Origin of the sequence: Roseiflexus castenholzii DSM 13941 (genome assembly GCF_000017805.1) — a bacterium.
Classification (GTDB): Bacteria; Chloroflexota; Chloroflexia; order Chloroflexales; family Roseiflexaceae; genus Roseiflexus; species Roseiflexus castenholzii.
The window spans coordinates 1,234,739-1,255,945 of sequence record NC_009767.1 but is presented as its reverse complement, the minus strand read 5'-3'; the positions used below and the strand labels follow the sequence as shown (position 1 = coordinate 1,255,945).

At 61.0% G+C, this 21,207-nt stretch carries 18 protein-coding genes; 7 read left to right on the top strand and 11 right to left on the bottom strand.

Translation table 11 applies throughout. The features are described 5' to 3' along the window. Positions 1 to 16: 16 nt before the first annotated feature. From RCAS_RS04850 to hisN, 3 genes are all read right to left on the bottom strand, one after another. Complete coding sequence (locus RCAS_RS04850; RefSeq protein WP_012119491.1) at positions 17 to 1,264, bottom strand: glucose-1-phosphate adenylyltransferase family protein; 1,248 nt, start codon at positions 1,262 to 1,264, stop codon at positions 17 to 19. Positions 1,265 to 1,272: 8 nt separating this feature from the next. After that, positions 1,273 to 2,523: a glucose-1-phosphate adenylyltransferase gene (locus RCAS_RS04845; RefSeq protein WP_012119490.1), complete on the bottom strand. Its 1,251-nt coding sequence runs from the start codon at positions 2,521 to 2,523 to the stop codon at positions 1,273 to 1,275. Positions 2,524 to 3,214: 691 nt separating this feature from the next. Further along, positions 3,215 to 3,988 (bottom strand): histidinol-phosphatase, encoded by a 774-nt coding sequence (hisN, locus tag RCAS_RS04840; RefSeq protein ID WP_012119489.1) that lies wholly within the window; start codon positions 3,986 to 3,988, stop codon positions 3,215 to 3,217. Between the two features lie 365 nt (positions 3,989 to 4,353). On the opposite strand from hisN, the gene RCAS_RS04835 reads away from it, so the two are divergent. Together RCAS_RS04835 and RCAS_RS04830 are read left to right on the top strand one after the other, a co-directional pair. After that, positions 4,354 to 5,706, top strand: coding sequence for a DEAD/DEAH box helicase (locus tag RCAS_RS04835; protein WP_012119488.1), 1,353 nt, complete (start codon positions 4,354 to 4,356; stop codon positions 5,704 to 5,706). Positions 5,707 to 6,181: 475 nt separating this feature from the next. Beyond that, a complete protein-coding gene (locus RCAS_RS04830; RefSeq protein WP_012119487.1) occupies positions 6,182 to 7,174 on the top strand; it encodes a DUF368 domain-containing protein in 993 nt (330 codons plus the stop codon). Positions 7,175 to 7,236: 62 nt separating this feature from the next. Here RCAS_RS04830 and RCAS_RS04825 read toward each other — a convergent pair whose 3' ends face one another. From RCAS_RS04825 to RCAS_RS04815, 3 genes are all read right to left on the bottom strand, one after another. Further along, a complete protein-coding gene (locus tag RCAS_RS04825) occupies positions 7,237 to 7,434 on the bottom strand; it encodes a hypothetical protein (RefSeq protein WP_041330227.1) in 198 nt (65 codons plus the stop codon). A gap of 453 nt (positions 7,435 to 7,887) precedes the next feature. After that, the gene (locus RCAS_RS04820; RefSeq protein ID WP_012119485.1) at positions 7,888 to 8,751 is read right to left on the bottom strand and encodes a class I SAM-dependent methyltransferase; all 864 of its coding nucleotides are present in this window, start codon (positions 8,749 to 8,751) and stop codon (positions 7,888 to 7,890) included. Positions 8,752 to 8,913: 162 nt separating this feature from the next. Then, positions 8,914 to 9,309 carry a hypothetical protein gene (locus tag RCAS_RS04815; RefSeq protein WP_012119484.1) on the bottom strand — a complete coding sequence of 132 codons (396 nt, stop codon included), beginning with the start codon at positions 9,307 to 9,309 and terminating at the stop codon, positions 8,914 to 8,916. A 62-nt stretch (positions 9,310 to 9,371) separates the two neighbouring features. Between RCAS_RS04815 and RCAS_RS04810 the strand changes: the two genes are divergently transcribed. Next, positions 9,372 to 10,388 (top strand): serine hydrolase domain-containing protein, encoded by a 1,017-nt coding sequence (locus RCAS_RS04810; RefSeq protein WP_012119483.1) that lies wholly within the window; start codon positions 9,372 to 9,374, stop codon positions 10,386 to 10,388. Between the two features lie 23 nt (positions 10,389 to 10,411). Continuing rightward, positions 10,412 to 10,930, top strand: coding sequence for a Uma2 family endonuclease (locus RCAS_RS04805; RefSeq protein ID WP_157042550.1), 519 nt, complete (start codon positions 10,412 to 10,414; stop codon positions 10,928 to 10,930). A gap of 7 nt (positions 10,931 to 10,937) precedes the next feature. Here the strand turns inward: RCAS_RS04805 and RCAS_RS04800 are convergent, their stop codons facing one another. Continuing rightward, positions 10,938 to 12,356 (bottom strand): class F sortase, encoded by a 1,419-nt coding sequence (locus RCAS_RS04800; protein ID WP_232280172.1) that lies wholly within the window; start codon positions 12,354 to 12,356, stop codon positions 10,938 to 10,940. A 94-nt stretch (positions 12,357 to 12,450) separates the two neighbouring features. Beyond that, positions 12,451 to 13,635 carry a diphosphomevalonate/mevalonate 3,5-bisphosphate decarboxylase family protein gene (locus RCAS_RS04795; RefSeq protein ID WP_408638382.1) on the bottom strand — a complete coding sequence of 395 codons (1,185 nt, stop codon included), beginning with the start codon at positions 13,633 to 13,635 and terminating at the stop codon, positions 12,451 to 12,453. 273 nt (positions 13,636 to 13,908) lie between these two features. Here RCAS_RS04795 and gnd point away from each other — a divergent pair, with 273 nt between their 5' ends. Further along, positions 13,909 to 14,808 (top strand): phosphogluconate dehydrogenase (NAD(+)-dependent, decarboxylating), encoded by a 900-nt coding sequence (gene gnd, locus RCAS_RS04790; RefSeq protein WP_012119479.1) that lies wholly within the window; start codon positions 13,909 to 13,911, stop codon positions 14,806 to 14,808. A 366-nt stretch (positions 14,809 to 15,174) separates the two neighbouring features. On the opposite strand, the gene RCAS_RS04785 is transcribed toward gnd, so the two are convergent. Next, a complete protein-coding gene (locus tag RCAS_RS04785; RefSeq protein WP_012119478.1) occupies positions 15,175 to 16,341 on the bottom strand; it encodes a 30S ribosomal protein S1 in 1,167 nt (388 codons plus the stop codon). Positions 16,342 to 16,701: 360 nt separating this feature from the next. Here RCAS_RS04785 and RCAS_RS04780 point away from each other — a divergent pair, with 360 nt between their 5' ends. Both RCAS_RS04780 and RCAS_RS04775 read left to right on the top strand, forming a co-directional pair. Beyond that, complete coding sequence (locus RCAS_RS04780; RefSeq protein ID WP_012119477.1) at positions 16,702 to 17,640, top strand: metalloenzyme; 939 nt, start codon at positions 16,702 to 16,704, stop codon at positions 17,638 to 17,640. Positions 17,641 to 17,696: 56 nt separating this feature from the next. Then, positions 17,697 to 18,473 (top strand): NAD(+)/NADH kinase, encoded by a 777-nt coding sequence (locus RCAS_RS04775; protein ID WP_198136039.1) that lies wholly within the window; start codon positions 17,697 to 17,699, stop codon positions 18,471 to 18,473. A 66-nt stretch (positions 18,474 to 18,539) separates the two neighbouring features. On the opposite strand, the gene RCAS_RS04770 is transcribed toward RCAS_RS04775, so the two are convergent. Continuing rightward, on the bottom strand, positions 18,540 to 20,357 hold the full coding sequence (locus tag RCAS_RS04770; RefSeq protein ID WP_012119475.1) for a potassium channel family protein: 1,818 nt from the start codon (positions 20,355 to 20,357) through the stop codon (positions 18,540 to 18,542). Next, positions 20,354 to 21,112: a carboxypeptidase regulatory-like domain-containing protein gene (locus RCAS_RS04765; protein ID WP_157042549.1), complete on the bottom strand. Its 759-nt coding sequence runs from the start codon at positions 21,110 to 21,112 to the stop codon at positions 20,354 to 20,356. The genes RCAS_RS04770 and RCAS_RS04765 overlap by 4 nt, the downstream gene beginning before the upstream one ends. Positions 21,113 to 21,207: the final 95 nt, after the last annotated feature.

The window sequence follows — 21,207 nt, the reverse complement described above, 5'->3', positions numbered from 1 at the left end:
CATACTCCTTGCCATTTCAGCGGGTGATCGTCGCCCCGCTAGAAACGAGCGTCTGCCCGCCAAACGCCGCCGCAGTGACGCGGGGACGGATAACGACATTCCTGCCGATCCGCACATTCGGCGGTATCTGCGCGCTTCGACCCACCAGGGTCAGTCCGGTGTTCAGCAGGTCGGGCGAGCGCTGGTTGGGCGTGTTATCTTCGCCATCGCCAACCACCGCGCCGCTGCCGATCACGACGTCTTTATCGACGATGCAGCGATCCACCACGGCGCCAGGCTCAACGACCGTCGCACTCAGCAGGATCGAGTCGCGCACAACAGCGCCTTCACCAACCACCACCCCCGGCGCAATAATCGAGCGAGCGACTGTTCCATAAATGCGGCAGCCATCGCACAGGAGGTTGCCATCGACACGGGCGTGCTCGCCGATTTCGGCAGCCGGACGCTCCTCGCTCCTGGTGTGAATCACCCACTCCGGGTCGTAGAGGTCAAGCGCTGGCGTTTCGACCAGCAGCGCCATATTGGCTTCATAGTACGCCTGCACCGTTCCGACATCCGCCCAGTATCCCTGGAAATGGTACGACACCACGCTTGTCTGATGCACCAGTTTCGGCATCAGGTCGCGCCCGATATTCTGCTCATCGCCATTGGCAAGCACTTCCATCAAGAAATGCTTGCGGAAGACATAAATACCCATCGATGCCAGGCTCGAACGCGGACGGCGCGGCTTCTCCTCGAACTGTGTCACAATCCCGTCGGCATCAACCGACACAATACCGTAGCGATGCGCCTCATGCGGGCTGACGCTATGCACCGCGAGAGTCAGATCGGCGTCGAGGTCCTCATGCAACTGAAGCATCGGACGATAGTCCATTTTGTATACATGATCGCCGGCGAGCACCAGGACGGCATCGACCTTCTGTTCGGCAATGATATCAAGATTGGCGCGCAAGGCGTCAGCATTGCCGCGCTGCCATGCGCCTCCCTCACTCGTCAGGTACGGGTGGAGCACCCGCACCCCGCCGATGCGTCGGTCGAGGTCCCATGGTTTACCGACGCCGATGTGCTCGTGAAGCGACCGCGGGCGGTACTGCGTCAACACGCCAACATTGTAGATGCCCGAGTTGACGCAATTCGACAGCGTAAAGTCGATGATGCGATACTTGCCGGCAAAGGGCACCGCCGCCTCCGAACGCTCGGCAGTCAGGACACTCAACGCCGGACTTTCGCCTCCCGCCAGGATCATGGCAAATGTGCGGAGCATATGCGCCTCTATATCGTCTCGCCCGACTTCACATCGCCGGTCGGGAAATCTTCTTCGTCACGGTCGGCGTTGATAATCACATTGCGCCCGATGCGGATATTCGGCGGAATATGGGCGCCCTTGCCGACGATTGTAATACCGGTCATCAATTTATCGGGCTGTTCACGGTTGGGCGTCAGATCGTCGCCGCACCCCAAACGCACCCCTGCGCCAACCACCACGTTCTTATCGACAATCACCCGGTCGAGCACTGCGCCGGGACCAATCCAGGTATCGTTCATCACCACGCTATCACGCACCACGGCGCCAGGCGAGACATACACCCCCGGCGAGAGCACCGAATGCTCGACCGTGCCCCGAATGATGCAGCCGTTGCAGATCAGGCTGCGGCTGACGCGCGCCTGCGGTCCCATCTTGGCAGGCGGGCGCTCCTCGCTACGCGTGTGAATAACCCAATCGGTGTCGTACAGGTTGAGCGTATTATCGGGGTTGAGCAGATCCATGCTCGTTTCCCAGTACGACTGGATCGTTCCGACATCGACCCAGTACCCCTCGAAAGGAAACGCATACACCGCGTCACGCCCGATCATCGCCGGAATGACATGCTTACCGAAATCGATCCGGGGCGAACCTTCACCATTTTCGCTCAGGCGCTTAATCAGCGTATCGACATTGAACAGGTAGATGCCCATACTGGCGAGGGTGCCTTTATCACGATTCTTCGGCTTTTCGGTAAACTCAATGACGCGCTGGTTCTCATCAACGGTCATAATGCCGAAGCGATCCGTTTCTTCGAGCGGCACATGCATCACGGCGACGGTCATATCTGCCCGCTTCTGCTGGTGAAACTCGATCATCTCGGCATAGTTCATCTTGTAGATGTGATCGCCGCTCAGAACGAGCACCAGATCGGCGCGCCGTTCCCGAATATAGTTCAGATTCTGATACACTGCATCAGCCGTCCCCTTGTACCAACTCTCATCGCGGCGACCCTGATAGGGCTGGAGCAGTTGAACGCCACCGTTGGCGCGGTCGAGATCCCACGGCTTACCGTTGCCGATATGAGCGTTCAGCGAGTGCGGACGGTACTGCGTCAACACAGCGACATCGAAGATGCCGGAGTTGACGCAGTTGGAAAGGGTAAAATCAATAATGCGGAACTTGCCGGCAAATGGCACCGAGGGCTTGGCGCGTTTCTCTGAAAGAACACTCAGCCGCGTCCCCTCGCCGCCAGCCATGATCATGGCGACGACTCGCACAGTCGGCCTCCAGCCACTGACGGCAGGCGCAAACGAGCGCTGCCGAAGGCTTCTTGCAGAACGTCCAGACGGGCTACCTGACGAGTTGCTATCCACTTCAAACTATACCATACACCTGCGTATGCTGTAAAGCGTTTTTAGCGCATTTTTGACAGGAGGCGCGAGGCGAGAGAGATACCAATTCCCTGTGCACATCCGGCATGGTCACCCCGAGCAGCGCGAGGGGTCGGGCGCGACCGGCGCCGATTCCGCGCTGCGTTTACCCTGAGCGAAGCGAAGGGCTCGGAATGACCCGTCGCGGCGCGCGGCATGACCCGTCGCGGCGCGCGGCATGACCCGCATGCGGCATCTTCAATCGTCATTGGTAGAAGAGGCGAACGGTGAGAGCGGTTGCAGGTGGAAGGCGGCAGTGCATAGATGAACGTAGCGCGTTCCACGACGAACGCGGACTCCTGAGCCTGTCGAACGACTGAACCGTCGCGCTGATTACGAAGAGCGCGGGGGGGACGGCAGCCCAGCGCAACCATGTCCGCCAAACGTCGGAGGAGCGCACCACGGTCGCCCCCGTGGACGTGCGGCGCATGGCAGGGGACGACGTGCGCCCTGGGCATTGGTAAAAGAAATGTGAGCAAAATTGGCGGAGTGGTACCTGGTTTATAGGCTCTATGCGCAGGCGACGGTCATCCTGGCGTCACCCGCGGATGATGTTCAGCACCTGCTCCAGCAGCAATCCATTCGTACCAATCGCTTCTCCGGCATGGATCGTCGGCGCGCCGTGCCAGTCGGTGAACGTACCCCCCGCTTCGGTGACGATCGGGAACAGCGCGGCACAGTCCCAGACGCTCATCACCGGGTCGAGCATAATCTCGGCGCGACCGGTCGCCACCAGGCTATAGCCGTAGGCGTCGCCCCAGGTGCGCACCAGGCGCACGGACGCTGCCAGCCGCCGGTACGCCGCCTCGCGTCCGCGCGGCGCCATGCTTTCGGCGTCGCTCGACAGGAGTGTCGCCTGACGCACCTCGCGCACCTGTGAGACACGTGCCTGCCGTCCGTTCCACTGGCATCCCTGACCTTTCGCCGCCGTCAGGAAGTCGCCGAGCGCGGGAAAGGAAACCGCGCCGACCACTGCTTCGCCGTCGCGCTCCAACCCGACAAGTACCCCGTACAACGGCACCCCCTGCACAAATGACTTCGTGCCATCAATCGGATCGAGAATCCAGCGATGTGATGCGCCGGGACGTGTTTCGCCCTCTTCCTCGCCAAGAATACTATGGTGCGGATAGCGCGCTTCGATCATACGACGCATCACCTGTTCCGCTTCGCGATCCGCAATCGTGACCGGCGTCCGGTCTTCCTTAATGTCCGGCGTGATGCCGGTCTGAAAATAGCGCAGCGTCAGGCGCCCGGCGTGCCATGCCAGGTCGGCAGCGAACTCGCGCAGCGCCTCGAGCGTCTCGGATGCCATCGTGTCTCCCTCTCACGTTGTGTAAAGCAAGCGTCCGTGGTATGCTGATAACAGAACGCGACGTCGCTGTGTATGAGCGATTGTGTTGAGTATACCAGAAGGGACGAAGGAGCAGCGCGCGGGCGGGTCTCAGATTTGCCTGCGCGCTGTTCTGCCGCTGGATGACAGGGTGGACGGCACTGGACTCCGGCGCTCGCTGAGTAACACAGATGCGCCCACGACCCTGCAAGTGACGCAAAACCGGGTTTCGATAGCGTGATGTTCCCCGGCATATCTCGAAAATCTATGGTACAATGTGTAGGTATTAGTATGCCACTGAGCTGAGTGAACCGACTTGGCTCAAGCGTAGCCAGGGAGGACACTCAGTGTCGTTCGAGATTTTTCGTTTTCATCCGCAAATTAACGCCGGTATCCGCGACCTCGGATACCACACGCCGACCCCAATCCAGGAACAGGTCATTCCCCACGCGCTGGCAGGTCGCGATGTGATCGGTATAGCGCAGACCGGCACCGGCAAAACGGCAGCGTTCGTGTTGCCGATTCTGCACCATCTGATGCGCGGCCCGCGTGGGCGTGTACGCGCCATGATCGTAACGCCGACGCGCGAACTGGCGGAACAGATTCAGGGAGTCATTGAAGCGCTCGGCAAACACACCGGCATTCGCAGCGTCACGCTCTACGGCGGCGTCGGGTATCAGGGGCAGATCCAGCGCCTGCGGCGCGGCGTCGAGATTGCCGTCGTCTGTCCGGGGCGATTGCTCGACCATCTGGAACGGGGAACCCTGACGCTCGACCACCTTGAGGTGCTGACGCTCGACGAAGCCGATCAGATGTTCGACATGGGCTTTCTGCCTGATGTCCGAAGGATTCTGCGTCTCGCGCCTGTGGAACGCCAGACGATGCTCTTTTCGGCGACGATGCCCGACGCAGTGCGTTCGCTGGCGCGTGAGGCGCTACGTGATCCGCTGACGGTGCAGATCGGGCGCAGTGCGCCGGTTGCGACCGTCACCCACGCGATCTATCCGGTTCCTGAGCATCTGAAGACATCGCTGCTGATCGAGTTACTGGAACGCACCGATGCCGAATCGGTGTTGATCTTCACCCGCACGAAGCATCGCGCGCAGCGCCTGGGCGATACCCTGGCGCGGCTGGGGTATCGCGCAACATCGTTGCACGGCAATCTGTCGCAGAACCGTCGCCAGGCGGCTCTCGACGGGTTCCGCAGCGGTCGGTACCAGATACTGACGGCGACCGACATCGCGGCGCGCGGAATCGATGTGGCGCGCATTTCGCACGTGATCAACTACGATATGCCGCAAACCGCCGAGGCGTACACGCATCGCATCGGGCGCACCGGGCGCGCCGCGCGCACCGGCGATGCCTTCACCCTGGTGACGCGCGGTGATACTGCGATGGTGCGCGCAATCGAACGATTGATCGGCGAGCCGTTGAAGCGAGAGATCGTTCCGGGGTTCGATTACAACGCCGCTGCGCCGGTTCACGAAACCCGATCTGATGCGGTCCATTCCAATCGTCACACTGCCCCCCGCCATCACGAAGCGCATCCTCACGCTGCGCCCCATGGCGCTGCACCCAGCCGCCGTCGCGCGTCCCGCGACCACGATACGGGCGCGCGCCCGGCTCATACACCCCGTATAACGGGGATGATGCGCACCGAACGTCTTGATCGCAGAGAGGCGCGACGCAGGCGAGATTGACGCATGGAGGTCAGGGAGGAGGAAATAACCCTCATGAACGGGGTTTTGTATGGGAGAAGAGTGTTCGCCCCATCCCAAAGCCCTGATTTCCTCGCCCTATCCCCCTCCGATACCACTGGCTGTTCATGATCCACCATATCAAGATCCCACTGAATCATCTTGCTGAGCGCACGAAGGGTGCTACCACATCCTCCTCCGTCGCGGGCAGATGCCCTGGCCAGTCCGCTGTCGCGGAATGAGCAAGAGACATTGAAGCATTGCACCTGGCAGCGTCGCGGGCAGATGCCCTGGCCAGTCCGCTGTCGCGGAGGCTTTGTGCGCTCAACGCGCGCGTCAACCATTCGCGCGGGCATCGCTGAATTGACGGCAAGCGCGGCGTTTCTTCCAGAGTCATTGACGCCACGCCATGCGTGGGGTATACTCGCCGCAGTGTCTCGTTTTAAGTCGTATTTGCCAGTATACGGAGCCGTGGATCATGCACACACCCGAAGCCGCAACTCGTCCATTTTCGGCGCTTCGTCTCTTTTTCACGGGGATAGCCATGGGCATCGCCGACCTGATACCCGGCGTATCGGGTGGGACGATGGCTTTTATCCTGGGGATCTACGAGCATCTGCTGTCTGCCATCAAGTCGTTCAACGTGCAACTGCTCCGTTTGCTCGGTCAGGGGCGCTGGCGTGCGGCGCTGACCAGCATCCCCTGGGGTTTTCTCATCCCCCTGGGGTTGGGTGTCGGTACGGCGGTGCTCGCTATGGCGCGGGTCATGCGCTATCTGCTGGAGAACCAACCGGTGTACCTCTTCGCCTTCTTTTTCGGTCTCATCGTTGCTTCAATCATCGCTGTCGGCGCAACCGTTCGCTGGAATCCCGGCGCTGCGGCAGCCCTGGCGGGGGGCACTGCGGCTGGCTACGTGATCGTGGGGCTGGTACCCTTGACGATGCCGCACGATCCGGTCACGCTCTTCTTCAGCGGCGCCCTGGCGATTATGGCAATGATCCTGCCCGGCATTTCAGGATCATTCATTCTGCTGATCCTGGGGCAGTATGCGTATGTGCTCGATGCCGTGGCGGATCTGAACCTGCTGGCGATTGTGCCGGTTGCTCTGGGAGCAGTGGTGGGGCTTCTGGGTTTCGTGCGCCTGTTGAGCTGGTTGCTCCGGCATTACCACAATGTCACTGTAGCGGTGCTGATGGGTTTCATGGTCGGCTCGCTGCGCAAAATCTGGCCCTGGAAGGAAGTGGTCGAGACCATGCTGGATCGCCATGGAGAGCCTGTGCCAATCCGTGAGCGCAACATCCTGCCCGATATGGCGGCGCAGGAGTTCTGGATTGCGCTGGCTATCGCTGTGATCGGGTTTGTTCTCTTGAACGTCATCGATCACGCGCAGACCGGCGCGAACCCGATGCTGCGCCGCCTTGGGCGGAACCGGCAGGCGCGCCAGGAACAGGACTCGCGGGTGCCGGGGTAGGGACGCACACCACCCTGAGCCAGGTCAAATCCGGACAGTAATCATTACCGGGCGCGGCGAGGTTATGATTGCAAGAAGTTCAAGGCAATGAGCAGACCGCCCAACCCGATGAGCAGGCAGAACCCAGACACCACTTTCGCCAGGCAACCGGTATATGTGTGCAGCCTGTAGGTGATCGTTCCTCGTCGAAAGCCCTGAATCCCCAAATGCAGAAAGTACGCTCCAAAGAGCACAGAGAGCAGCGCCCATATGATGTTCATGCTTACCTCACAACGTATGTCAGCGTGCGACAGGTGGCAACAGCAGTTGATATAAGATAGCACCTTCTACGATTGCTCCGTCATCGGCGAGAGCGTTTTGGTTGGCTGCACCCGACGCGATTTCGACCAACATGGTCATCGTCGCAATGCCAGGGTTGGGTTGCGCCTGCAACACGAACTGCGCCTCACCTGTGTCGCCGAGCGCAAGCGGATCGGTGACACTCAGATGGCAACCGCTGTCACACTGGCGTTGCCTGCGGCGTTGGTCGTTGCAATCGAGGCGAGAGGCAAGAGGCAAGGGGCGCGAGGCAAGAGGGGGGAGGGGGGTGGCGAGAGGGGAGGTGGCAAGTGCAGGGAGAAATGAAAGGTGGGGAACGTCGCGCCTGCTCAAGACGATAGCGCACTATCGGCATCCGCCTGCTACAACCCAAACGTAACCAAAAGCACGAGTGCTTATCGTCTTCGCTTCTCGAAGACCATCAGGTGATATGCGACGATACCGCGCGCCAGGCACTCCTGGAGCGCCAGGCTGCCGGAGACGCTGTGAAAGAAGAGAGATGCCCGCCCCGCCAGGCGCATCAGATCGCGCGCCGCGCCTGCCAGGAACGGCGGCAGGCGATGCAACCGCAGGGCGCCGGTCAGATCGCGGGCGCTCCGAAGAACGAACCCGGCGCGGCGCGCCGCAGCAATCGTCTCATCGAGCAGTTGTACGCCGGGAACACACCATCCCGCGCGAAACGTTGTCAGCCAGCGTTCTTCGGCTGCGTTCGACGGCGCGCGCACCACGACATCATCGCAGACGATCAGGCGTCCGCCTGGAAGCAAGGCTGCCGATGCCTGCTCAAAGGCGCGATTGAGATCGTGAGAATGAGCAAGAGATTCGATTGCCAGCGCAACATGGAAGTTGGCAGTGAACGGAAGATGGTGGAAATCTCCGGTGATCACCACTGCGCGCGCGCGCGGCAGAGTCCGTTGTGCAATCTGCGCCTGCGTCATACTCAGGGTCACACCAGCCAGCCGCGCCTCCGGCAGCGCGCGCGCGCAGTATGCCAGCGTACCTCCCAGACCGCACCCCAGATCGAGCAGGCGCAACACTGAAACGCTCTGTTCTGCGAGGAGCGTCCGAACCTCCGCCAGCGCCAGCGCGTTGACCCGCTGCAACGCGGCATCGAACGTCGCCGTCGCTTCATCCCAGACGGCGCGATGCACGGCATGCGCCCGATTCCCCAACCCCAACGCGCGAAACAGGCGGGTGTTCTGTTCGTAGTAGCGCCGAACGGCATGGATTGACGCACTACGAGCAGTGTGCGACGCCATAGATATCTGCCTTATACCAATGACCTGTGACCATCCGGCATGGTCACCCCGAGCCGCGCGAGGGGTCGTGCGCGACCCGCGCAGATTCCGCGCTGCGTTTACCCTGAGCGAAGCGAAGGGCTCGGAATGACACGCATGCGGCATCGTCAATCGTCATTGGTATTATACCCCCTCACCTCTCCTTCCACGGTCGTGATTGTCATTCACCGATCCATCCATTGCATCTACCTGCCGGACGAGCATCTCGACTATCTCAATGTGGCAAGATAGATCGGCTTCGATGGAACGCAGGAGACGCATCGCCTGGTGCTGTCGATGACGAATCACAAAGAGGGTTGGGCGCCTGGGAGGGCACTGGCGCGTCGCCCATTGCCACCATCCACCCGCCGCGCTGAGCAGCGCCCCGCTTCCGCCAATCAGAACGGCAACCCAGGGCGCTCCGATCTGCCAGATGAGCAGCGCCAGTACAATGCCGGCAAGCGTTAGAGTCCAGCCGGTCATCCACAACATCGGGAAACGTAATCGCCGCTGGCGCAGACTATTACGGAGCGGTATCATTAAGCTGTGTGCAAGACGCTGCATTGGTACAATACCGCCATCGTCCAACATGGAGCATAGCGATGATACCAGAGACACATCCTGTCGACAACCTGTTGCGCCCGTTCGATGGTCATGTTCCGGGCATCAGCGCACTCCTGCTCGTCGATGGCAGTGCGCAGTATGCCAGGGCGCTCGGCAAGGCGAACCTGGAACAGAACACGGCGATCAGTATTGCCACAAACTTTCGCCTGGCATCGGTGAGCAAGCAATTCACCGCTGCTGCCGTGTTGCGACTGGCAGAGCGCGGCGCGCTTTCTCTCGATGAACCGATTGTCCGCTTTTTTGAGTCGGCGCCTGCCTTCTGGCGACAGATAACGGTTCATCACCTGCTGACCCACACGTCGGGACTGGTGGACTACGAAGAATTGATTGATCCCAATACCGCCACGCAACTTCACGATTGCGACGTGTTTGCCCTGGTGCGGCGCGTCGATACGGGATACGCTGCGCCAGGGGCGGCTTTTCGCTATAGCAATACCGGCTACTGCCTGCTGGCGCTGATCGTCGAGCGTGTCGCCGCTCAACCGTTCGCTGCGTTTCTGCGTGAGCAGGTGTTTCTGCCAGCCGGCATGCGCTTCACGGTCGCGTATGAGGGCGAGAGCAGCGCCATTCCGCGCCGCGCGTTCGGGTATTCATTCCGTGGCGGAACTTTTGTTCGCACCGACCAGAACCTGACAAGCGCTACGCTGGGGGATGGAGGCATCTACAGTTCAACGATCGACCTCGAACGCTGGGATGCAGCGCTCTCGAACGATACGCTGCTCCCTGAGCCATGGCGCGCTGCGATGTTTACCCCGCACATCGCCATGCCATCTGGCGAGTCGTATGGCTACGGATGGTTTCTGACCAGCATTGCCGGGCGCCGCGCCGCATACCATACCGGCGAAACCATCGGTTTCCGCACCGCCATCGTGCGCCTGCTGGATCGCCGGTGTACGGCGGTCGTCCTGGCGAACCGCAGCGAAGCAGCGCCGTTGCCGCTTGCGCGAACGCTAATAGAGACGGCTCTGGAGAAAGATATGGTATCATGGGAATGAGTGACTGAGAAGAGAAAATGGGTATGACAGACGCGCCCTCAGCAACCGATATCGGTCATCTGCTCGACATGCTGGTGCGTGAACAGCGCATCAAGCTCGAAATCACCGGCGGTGTACCGACCTGGCGCCTGCTGCCGAGTGTGCGCCATCAAAAGGTCATTGATCGCATCCGTGCAAGTATTACGCCGGTTTCGGAGGTATCCGGCGGATGTGGCTGTTACCACCTGTCGGACGTGTCGCTCGTTTTTCCCGATGGATCGTACCGGCGTCCCGACATTGCCATCTTCTGTATCGAACCGCCCGACATCGACGAGTCGTGGGAATGCGTTCCAGAAGCAGTCATTGAGATTGTCAGTCCAGGCTATTCTGAGAAGGACCTGAGCATCAACCCGACCTGGTACATAGATCAGGGCGTCAGAGATGTGCTGGTTGTCGAACCACGCGAACGCTGGGTGCAACATTTCAGCGCCGGTCGCCCGCCTGCCACGCACCCATGGCACTATACCGCCGAATTGCACTGCGGTTGCCGGGTAACGATCTGACGACGCCTCAGCGCACCGGTTCGGCAATCGTGATCAGGCGGTGACTCATATCCACCACTTCTCGTCCGACGATCACCTTATCGCCGATGCAGGAGATAAGGGTCAGGCGCTCACGACCCTGCGGCAGCATCCACTCCACATCGGTCGGGCGCACCCACACCTGGCGCGTCACCACATAGTCAAAGGCGGTTCCGTTTGAGTCATACACTGTCAGACGCGCACCGGGACGCAACTCTTTCAGACGCGCAAATGGCGCAGGAATGCGCGGTGCATGGCTGAAACGCAGCACATGACCCCATAGCACCACATTCTCGCCCTGCCCCGGCAATGCGCTGCGGTTGTACCAGCCAACGTCGTGGTCGGGCACGATTGGCATTCCCTGTGCATCCAGTCCAACAGCGACAATGCGGGCATCCATGCCGACATCGCCGGCGACAATACGCGCCGGAACGTCGCCTGCGGTTCGCCCCGCGCGCGCCACCGGTCCATACTCGCGCCCCAGCAGACCGAGCAAGACATTCGCTGGAGGCATGTTTTCGGGATGCACCTCGAAACGCCCTCGCTCGAACCACTGCACCACATACGCTTTGCCATCGGCAAGGGTCTCCAGGCGCGCGTCGGTCAACGGAACGCCGAAGAGCGCCAGACTTTCCGCCTCGCTCACGCCAGGTTTCCCATCGAGTTGCAAACCGACGGAGCGCCATGCCGCCAGGATCGGACCACAGGCGCTGACGCCGGTCTGAGGGAACAGGCGACACTCACCCGACGCGGCGACATTCACCGGCGTTCCGCCACGATCACTGCGCGCGAGCAGTTCGGCGCCGAGACGACCCAGTTGCACGTCGTAGGGGCGCCGGTTTGCCGGATGCAATTCCAGGCGCGCGCGTTCGAACCATTGCACCTGCAATGTTCGCCCTTCGATCGTCTCTGTTTGCAATGGCGTGATAGGGTAACCAAACACGCGCAAGCCGCCGTTTTGCTCCCAGAACTCGCGAATGCGCCCGCCAATACAGTAACCTGTTTCGGTGAAGCAGCGCTCCCCGCGCTGCGCATGCGCGCTTGACGGAAGCAATGCCCCGGCGCAGACGATGATGATCATCAGGAGACGCGCGATCATACTATGCTGCTTCGAGAACCAGGAACGACCGCAACTTCCATCCACCTCAATCCGTCCCATCCGTGGCAATCCGTGTCCCATCGAGAAAGAGAACGCACACGGACACCCACGGGTCTGAACGGATGACCACGGATCATCATCCGCCTCAATCCGTCCCATCTGTGGCAATCCGTGTCCCCACTCCCACCATCCGCGGCAATCCGTCCCATCCGTGGCAATCCGTGTCCCCACTCCCCCCATCCGCGGCAATCCGTCCCATCCGTGGCAATCCGTGTCCCCACTCCCACCATCCGCGGCAATCCGTCCCATCCGTGGCAATCCGTGTCCCCACTCCCCCCATCTGCGGCAATCCGTCCCGAGCGGATGCGACCGTCCCACCTTCCCGCCTGCCACCTCACCGTAATTAATCTGCAACGCCTAATTCCCCCCCCGCCCACGCGATATCGACGAGGCGCGCCGGTCCGGCGACGCGCCCACGGATCGCTTCGAGGCTGAGACCCAACCCCTCGATGGCAGAAACCACAGCATCCTCATAGTCCCGGTGCGTAATGAACACCGCCGTCGGACCGGTGTCGGTGGAGCAATAGACAGGCACACCCGACGAGCGCAGGTCGTTGCACATGCGAAACAGGACGATATTTTCGGGTTCCCAGCCGATCAGTTTGTTTTCCAGGCTCCCCGACATGGTAATGCCGTGGAGCCGCATGCTATCGAGTTCCGCCCACTGCCCGAGGGTGCGCCAGTCGCCGGTGCGCGCGGCGGCAATGCACGCCAGCGCTTCGTCGCGTCGACTCAGCATCCAGCACCGAAACAGTGCGCTTCCGGGGGCATCCAGGTGCGCCTGTTCGGTCTTCAGCCCAATGCGCGAGTCGAGCGGCACAGTGATCAGGCGAACATCATCAAGTTGCCCGGCATCATCGAGGCGAACGGCAAAACTGTCTTCGTGAGGCATGCCAGGGGACGAAAACCAGATAGAGCACCCGCCAGCGGCGCTGCGGCACCCGGAACCTGCCAGCAACCGCGCCATGCAACTGACCAGACGCCGATTCGCTGCCGCTTCGTCACCATACAGGGCAGCAATCGCCGCCAGCGCCAGCGCCGCCGATGCCGCAGCGCTCGATCCAAGCCCCTTCCCCATGCGCGTCCCGCGAGTGACATTCCGCGACATGACGCGAGCGCGCACCGTGGCGCCGGAAGCCGCGCGGATCGCGTCGAGACTCTGGCGCACCCGTTCGAGCTCGCGTCCGCGCGCCACATGCCCGTTGATGGTTGCGCAATCGGTTGCAAGGTCGGGGTCGAACTCGACCAGCGTCAGCGTATGCCCGGCATCGTTGCACAGCGATACACTCGGCAGAAAGGCGATGCGATAGTCCCAATCGCTCAAACCGTGGTACTTCAACACCCCCTGCATCGGATAGGCGAGTGCCGCTGCTGCGCCACGTTCGCGGGCAGCGCCTGTCAGGTCAGGATATTCTTCCCACGTCAGACCATGCGCCCGCAACGCCGCGCGCAGGTCAGCATCGGCAGTCGCCATTCGCTCGACCAGATCGGCATACGGTGCAGGGATCGCAGTCGCCAATCCAGGCATCCTTTCCAAAGGGCGATGATACATGGATACTATACCATACCTGTCAGGTACGATGCGCTGTGTCACGTCGGGAACACGGATTCACGCAGAGGCAACGGCTGCGTCAGTTATGGAAGGCTACCGATCCGTGTGCGCCCGTCTCAATCCGTGCAAATCCGCGCGCGCCCATCATCACGATCACGCCGGGCACACCGCCGATTCTTGCCACGTCGCCTGCTGTCGCGTATGATGGACGGGCTTTCGATAGATTCTACGTATTCTGGGGAGACTGGCATGGACATTGGCATCACTGGTCTTGGACGAATGGGCGCAAATATGGCGCGCCGGTGGCTGCGCGGCGGGCACCGCGTTGTCGTTCACAACCGCAGCCGTGGACCGGTTGACGAACTCGCAACTGCCGGGGCTGTTCCGGCATACACGCTGGACGAATTGGTCGCCGCACTGAAGCCGCCACGTGCAGTGTGGGTGATGCTGCCGGCCGGCGAGGTGACCGAACGCGCTATCGTCGCACTCGCAAATCTCATGGCGCCAGGCGACACGATTGTGGATGCTGGCAATACCATGTACAAAGACGATCTGCGACGCGCAGAAGAACTCAAAGCGCGCGGCATTTATTATGTCGATCAGGGAACGTCGGGCGGCATCTGGGGATTAGAACTCGGCTACTGCCTGATGGTCGGCGGCGACGCTGATGTGGTCGCGCGGCTCGAACCGGCATTTCGCACGCTCGCGCCGCAAGACGGTTATCTTCACTGTGGACCGGTCGGCAGCGGTCATTTCGTCAAAATGGTGCACAACGGCGTCGAGTATGGCATGATGCAGGCATACGCCGAGGGATTTGAGATTATGCGCTCCAAGACCGAGTTCAATCTTGATCTGCACAAAATTGCCGCTGTCTGGAATCATGGGAGCGTTGTGCGGTCGTGGTTGCTGGAACTTGCGGAAGACGCCTTTCGGCAGGACCCGCACCTCGAAAGCATTCAGGGGTATGTGGAAGACAGCGGTGAAGGGCGCTGGACGATTCAGACCGCGATCGAACTCGATGTTCCCGCACCGGTGATCACGCTATCGCTCTTTGAGCGTTTCCACTCCCGGAAACCGGAGTCGTTCGCCGCAAAAGTGCTGGCTGCACTCCGCAAAGGCTTTGGCGGTCACCCCGTCAAGCCAGCGTGACGACCAGGGCGCCCCCTGTGGACGCCCCCGCAGGACGCACCGTGGCGAGGCGCCCCTCTGTGGGCGCCCAAATGTGGGGGAAGGGCGCGCGGAAGTGAACGCCCGCACGGAACACACACAGCCCCGCTGGCGCGGGGCTGCATAAGCAAGGCGTGGGATAGTACCAATTCCCTGTGACCATCCGGCATGGTCACCCCGCGCAGCGCGCGGGGTCGTGCGCGACCCGCGCAGATTCCTCGCTGCGTTTACCCTGAGCGAAGCGAAGGGCTCGGAATGACCAGTCGCTGCGCGCGGAATGACCCGTCGCTGCGCGCGGAATGACACGCATGCGGTATCTTCAATCGTCATTGGTATAAGAGGCGACGATTACATATCGGTGGACGGCGCCTCAACCGGCGTCTCCTCCGGCGGCGGTTCATCGGCGCTGTTGCGGCGCAGGCTAAGCCCCATACGCTGGCGCTGCTTATCGAGGCTGATAATTCGGGCCGTGATGATCTGACCGGGCTGCAACAGATCGCGCGGCTGCGCCTGCGGATCGGCGTCGAGTTCGCTGGCGTGGATCAGACCTTCGACCGCCTCTTCTATCTGCACAAATGCGCCAAACGGTGCAACGTTCGTCACCGGACCGCTCACGAGTTGTCCAAGCGAGTAGCGCTGATCGATTGTATCCCATGGATTGGGTTGAAGGCGGCGCAGGCTGAGACCAATGCGTTCACGTTCGGCATCGATCTCCACGACCATGACCCTCACTTCCTGCCCTGGCGACAGCACCTCGCGGGGATGGTTGACGCGCTGCCACGACAATTCGGAGATATGCGCCAGACCATCGGCGCCGCCGAGATCGATGAATGCGCCGAAGTTCGTCAGTTGATTGACGCGCCCGGTCAAAATATCGCCCGGCTGAAGTTCCGTAAGCAGACGCTGCTTCTGCGCCTTGCGCCACTCCTGCGTTGCGCTGCGCTCCGATAGCACCAACCGATTGCGATCACGATCCACCTCGATCACCTTCAGCGGGATGGTCTGACCAACCATGCGTTGCAACGCCTGCTGCCGTTCCTCGGCAGCAGTGCGTCCATGGAGTTGCGCCACCTGAGATGCCGGCACAAACCCACGAATGCGATTGAACTGTACCAGCAAGCCACCTTTGTTGTAGCCAATAACCTGGCCCTGCACAATGCCGCCCTCAGCGCTCAGGCGAGCCGCTTCTTCCCAATCGCGCGCAACTTGTACCATCGTCAGCGACAAGACCAGATCGCCCTGGCGATTCTCCGGGTCCTGAACGTACACCTGAATCCGATCGCCCACCTTCAGGTTGTTCAACACCTCATCGCCGATAGCGCGCACGTCGGCAATCGGAATGATCCCTTCGCGCTTGGTGCCAATCGAGACCAGAATACCGCCGTCTTCAATCTTCATGACCACGCCCTCGCGCACCTCGCCGCGTTGCGGACGCGCATAGTCGTAGTCGTCGAGCATCTGCGTCCAATCGAAATCTTCTGTTTCCTGGACGGCATTGTCGGGTACTGCCTTCATGCAGTGACCTCCAGACCATAGTAGATCAGCCATTGCCCGCCTGTGCGCAATGGCGCCAATAACGCTGCCTTCGTCAGGGCGGAAGGCGCTTCCGGGCACATACAGGCATCCTCGCACCTTATGCGCGACCTGTCATGCCATACGCTGGCGTTATCCTGGACGGCGCCTACGAAGGCTCCGCTCTGGCTTGCTCCTGAATGCCCGGTTGCTCCGGTCGAGGTATGGGAGGTGAGCCTGTGCGGATCGTTCATTTACGAGAGGGGAAGTATACACGGCAGCAGCGTGGCTGTCAAGTTTGCGCACTGCATCAGGTTGCTCTATACTGCCTGCACTGATATTCTCTTGACTTAACGTTGTGGTGTGAGCATTCTCTTTGTATTTATCGATGGCGTTGGGCTGGCGTCAGCCGGGCGTGACAATCCGCTTTCGGATGCACCGACCCCCACGATGAATGCCCTGCTCAACGGTGCATTAACGATCGAGCGCGCCGGCGCTTCTTCCCATGCGCTCTTGCGCCCACTCGACGCAACCATGGGGGTGACAGGATTGCCGCAGAGCGGCACCGGTCAGACGGCGTTGCTGGCAGGTGTGAATGCTGCCGCGCTTCATGGGCGTCATCAACCGCATTTCCCGCCCGTGGCGCTGCGCTCGATCCTGGCGGAGCGCAGCATTTTCCGCCGCCTTACCGAAGCGGGAAGGCGTGTGGCGTTCGCTAATGCGTTTGGTGTGCGGTATTGGGAAGCGCTGGCGGCGCGAAGGCTTCGTCGTTCGGCGAGCGTCATCGCTGCCGAAGGCGCGGGTGTGCGTTTTCGCAGCGATCACGACCTGCGCACCGGCAGCGCACTGACGTGGGACATTACCGGCGAAACGATCCGCGCCGGTGGCGGCGATGCACCCGTGATTGCAGCGCATGTCGCCGGAGAGCGTCTGGCGCGACTGGCTGCCCGATACGATCTGGTGTTCTTCGAGACATTCCTGACCGATCTCGCCGGTCATGGGCGTCTGGCGCATCTTGCTGCGCCCGATCGATCACCCCCATCGATTGCGGAACAGGTTCATATGGCGATGGAACGGGTCGATAGCATGATCAGAGGTGCATTGGATGTACTGCGTCCTGGCGATACACTCGTGCTCACCAGCGACCACGGCAATGTCGAAAGCCTGTCATCATCGACCCATACACGCAATCCTGTACCACTGCTCGTTGTTGGTCCCGCTGCTCCCCAATTTGGGCATCTTGTCAGTATTGTTCAAGTCGCCGATGCTGTTGTTGCTGCGGCACAGGAGTATGCTGCGTGAAACCGATCAAGCGAGTGGCTATTATCTTCAATCCTTATTCCGATGAATCGCTGCACATGTCCGGCGAAGTCGCCGGTTGGCTGACCGAGCGTTCGATCCAGGTCTGGCGTGGTGTATCGCACGAGGGGCGCGCACAGCACGCCGTCGATCATACCGATCTAGTGCTCGCCCTTGGAGGGGATGGCACGGTGCTGCGCGCAGCGCGCCTCGCCATTCCCAGCGGTGTTCCGGTACTGCCCGTCGCACTGGGGCGGCTCAATTTCATGGCGGAACTCGAACCATCCACCCTCTACCAGGGGCTTGAAGATATGCTTGCGGGCCGCTTCTGGCTCGACTCGCGCACGCTGGTTGAGGCGACGGTGCTGCGCGCTGATGGTATTACGGTCTCACCGATCCTGGCGCTCAATGAAATTATTGTTGCCCGCGGCGATATTAATCGCACGGTGCTTGTCGACGTCGAAATCTATGATGCGCGCCTGACGACCTATCACGCCGACGGGGTGATCGTTGCGAGCGCCACCGGATCGACAGCATATGCGCTGGCAGCCGGCGGTCCCATTATCGATCCGCGCTCGACGGCGCTGGTGCTGGTGCCGGTGGCTGCTCACCTGACGAATGTTCCATCGCTGGTGCTGCACGAGGATGCAGTGGTAACCCTGACGCTCCAGAGTCGTCACCCGGCAGGCTTCTCTGCCGACGGGCACGACCATATCGCGCTGCACGAAGGTGATCGCGTCATTGTTCGGCGTTCCCAACGCTGTTGCACTTTTGCGCGTGTTTATCCGCAGAGCACCTTCTACGCGCGTATGATGCAGCGCCTGCGGCGGGAGTGAGTCCCTTGCGCGTTGGCACGTGTCACGGCGAAACCAAGGGATACGCCGCCAGCGCCTGTGGCGTGTCTAACCCCTGACCCCCATTCCACGTATGTGATGAATGGTCTCGATTGGCGCCAGCAGGGTCGCCTGGTCGCCAGCCTGGAGACGCACGTCAAGATCAGGAAGCAGGATGGTGCGACCGTCGCGCTGTAATTCGAGCACAAGCGCTGTCGAGTACTCGCGCAGATCGTCGATCCGCATGCCAACAAACGGGTGTTTTGCGGAAAGATGTGTCTGATCGACGGCGAAAAGCCGTCCGCCGACCACCAATGCCTGGCTGACATCGCCTGCCAGCGCCGCCGCTGCCATCGTCGGCGCCGCCAGCGCCGACGTGCTGTACGTTGTGTGAATGCCGAACATCTCCGCCAACCGTTCCGCCAGCGCGTCGCTGAAGGTGCGCAACACAATGTGCACATCAGGTCGTTGGCGGCGCGCAGTCAGAGCGATCTGCACATTTTGCAGGTCATCGGAGGTAAGCGCGGCAATGGAATAGGCTTCATCAAGACCAGCCCGACACAACACCTCGAGGTTACGCGCGTCGCCGATCACGTCGGCAACGTCTTCGAGTTGCCTGATCTGCCGGACAAACTCCGGACGATCATTGGTTCCCAGGCGCACCACGACGATTCGTGGACGTGGGTTCAAGGCGTGCAACTGTTTGACCACCCGAAACCCGATCTTCCCCAGGCCGCACACGATGACCGTGTGGTACCGTTCGGTCGGTCGCACCGGTCGTTCGGCAGTAAGAAATGCGAGTTTACTGAACGGAGTATTGCGCTGGCGCATCGCTTCAATGCGTTCGAGCGTCCCGATCACGGTGATCCGATCACCGGCGCTCAACTGGCTGAGCGACTGGTAGCGGATGACGCGCCCTTCCTGACTGACGTGGTGCAGGATGCGCACATATGTCTCGTCTTCGATTGCGCGAACAAAGCCGGATAGATTGCTCTCGCGCTGGACGACGATCTGTGCGACGCCTAACTGTGCCCTCCCAACTGTCAGCGCATAGTCGATCTCACGGCTGACTGCGGCTGCGGCGCAGGTTGGCGCCGCGATCGCCGAGGCGCTGAAAGCGCTGTTGGGTCCGAGCGCCCGCTCGAGGTTGCGATCCAGTTCCTCATTGAATACCCGCAACACCACACGAACATCAGAACGCACGCCGCGCGCTCCCAGCGCAATTTCGACATTCAGCAGGTCATCGTTGATGGCAGCGATCACCGCGCGCGCCCGCATGACTCCCGCCTGCTGCAGAATGGTCGCCTCACGCGCATCTCCCAGAACGACGGGGACGCCAAGACTGAGGACTCGCGGCACAAATTCGCTGTTCCAGTCGCGTTCAACGACAACCGTTTCGTAACCAGCGGCGTGCAATTGGGTCACAATACGCAGCCCAACACGCCCCAACCCACAGACGATGATATGGTCACGGTACGTTGAAGCCAGCGCCACCTGCCAGGCTTCCCGGCGGCCCCCTTTGTCGAGCAACAAGCGCCCAAAGTTCAGAACGCTCTGGAAGATCAGCGCCAGACCAAGCAGCGGCGTGAGGAAGAAGATCAGTTCACCGATCAGATCGCCGCGCGGAAAATCCAGATCGCTCTGGAGTGTCATCAATGTAAGCGTCTCATAGAGCGCTTCGGGCAGTCCTTGCGGACGGGAGGAACCGCCCCTTTCGGGGTAGAAAAAGGCAAGGTAGGTTGAGGTGATACCTGCGAGAATTGCGAAGGCGATCAGCACCAACCACGACTCGCGGAGGAGTAATTGAAAATCGTACAGGTTGGCGCGCGCCAGACGACTGATCTGGCGCAATCGCCCGGCGCGCGTTGCCTGCGAGGATGGATTCATTCCTGTGATTCAAGCAGTTCCCTGAGCAATGCGTCGTCCTTCGTTGAACGGGACGGACGTTCGGACAACAATTTCTGGAGCAACGCCTGATTGCTCAGATGCGCGATTCCTGCTGCACTTGTCGCCAGGGCGCGTCTACCGGCCGGAAGCATACCCAGACCGATTCCTGCGCCTATGAGAAGTATACCAAATGACACCCATACCCAGGTAACATCTGATGGATCATTGGTGCGCGGCAGGCGGCGCGGCGCTTCGACCGGCGCCTCGACCGGCGCCTCGACCGGCGGTTCAACTGCTTTGACATCGGGGACGGGCAATGCCACGCGCAGGTGCTGAATGACCGACGTTTCTGGTTCGACGACCACCGCTGCCGGTCCATCAACAACCGTACCCTGCTCTGGCGCCGGCGCCACATTGACCAGATAGGTTCCCGGCGAAACCCAGATACCGTAGTTGCCGTCCTGATCGGTGAAGACGACATTATCGCCAATACGGACGGGCATGCCGGGAACCGGGGCGCTACTGACGACATCGATGACGGTGCCGCCAATGTGACCGGGGATCGCTGAGCGATCCGGCGCTGATGATCCACCGCCGCTGCTCTGTTCAGTGAACTGTATTGCCGGTCGTGGTGAAGGAGCGGGCACGGGATCTTGCTGCGCGCGCGCTGCACCCGGCAGCATGGCGCTAAGCCCGACCATCAGCAGCAGCACGCCGCAGATCAGGAATGATGGTGACAGATGTTGACGACGCATAGCTTTGTCCTTCTCATTTGACATCTTTCTGGTTCGTCCCGCCCGTTTCGTGCTCGGGCGCCCACCACGTCCCTCCATGCTTGCCTTTGGGCGGG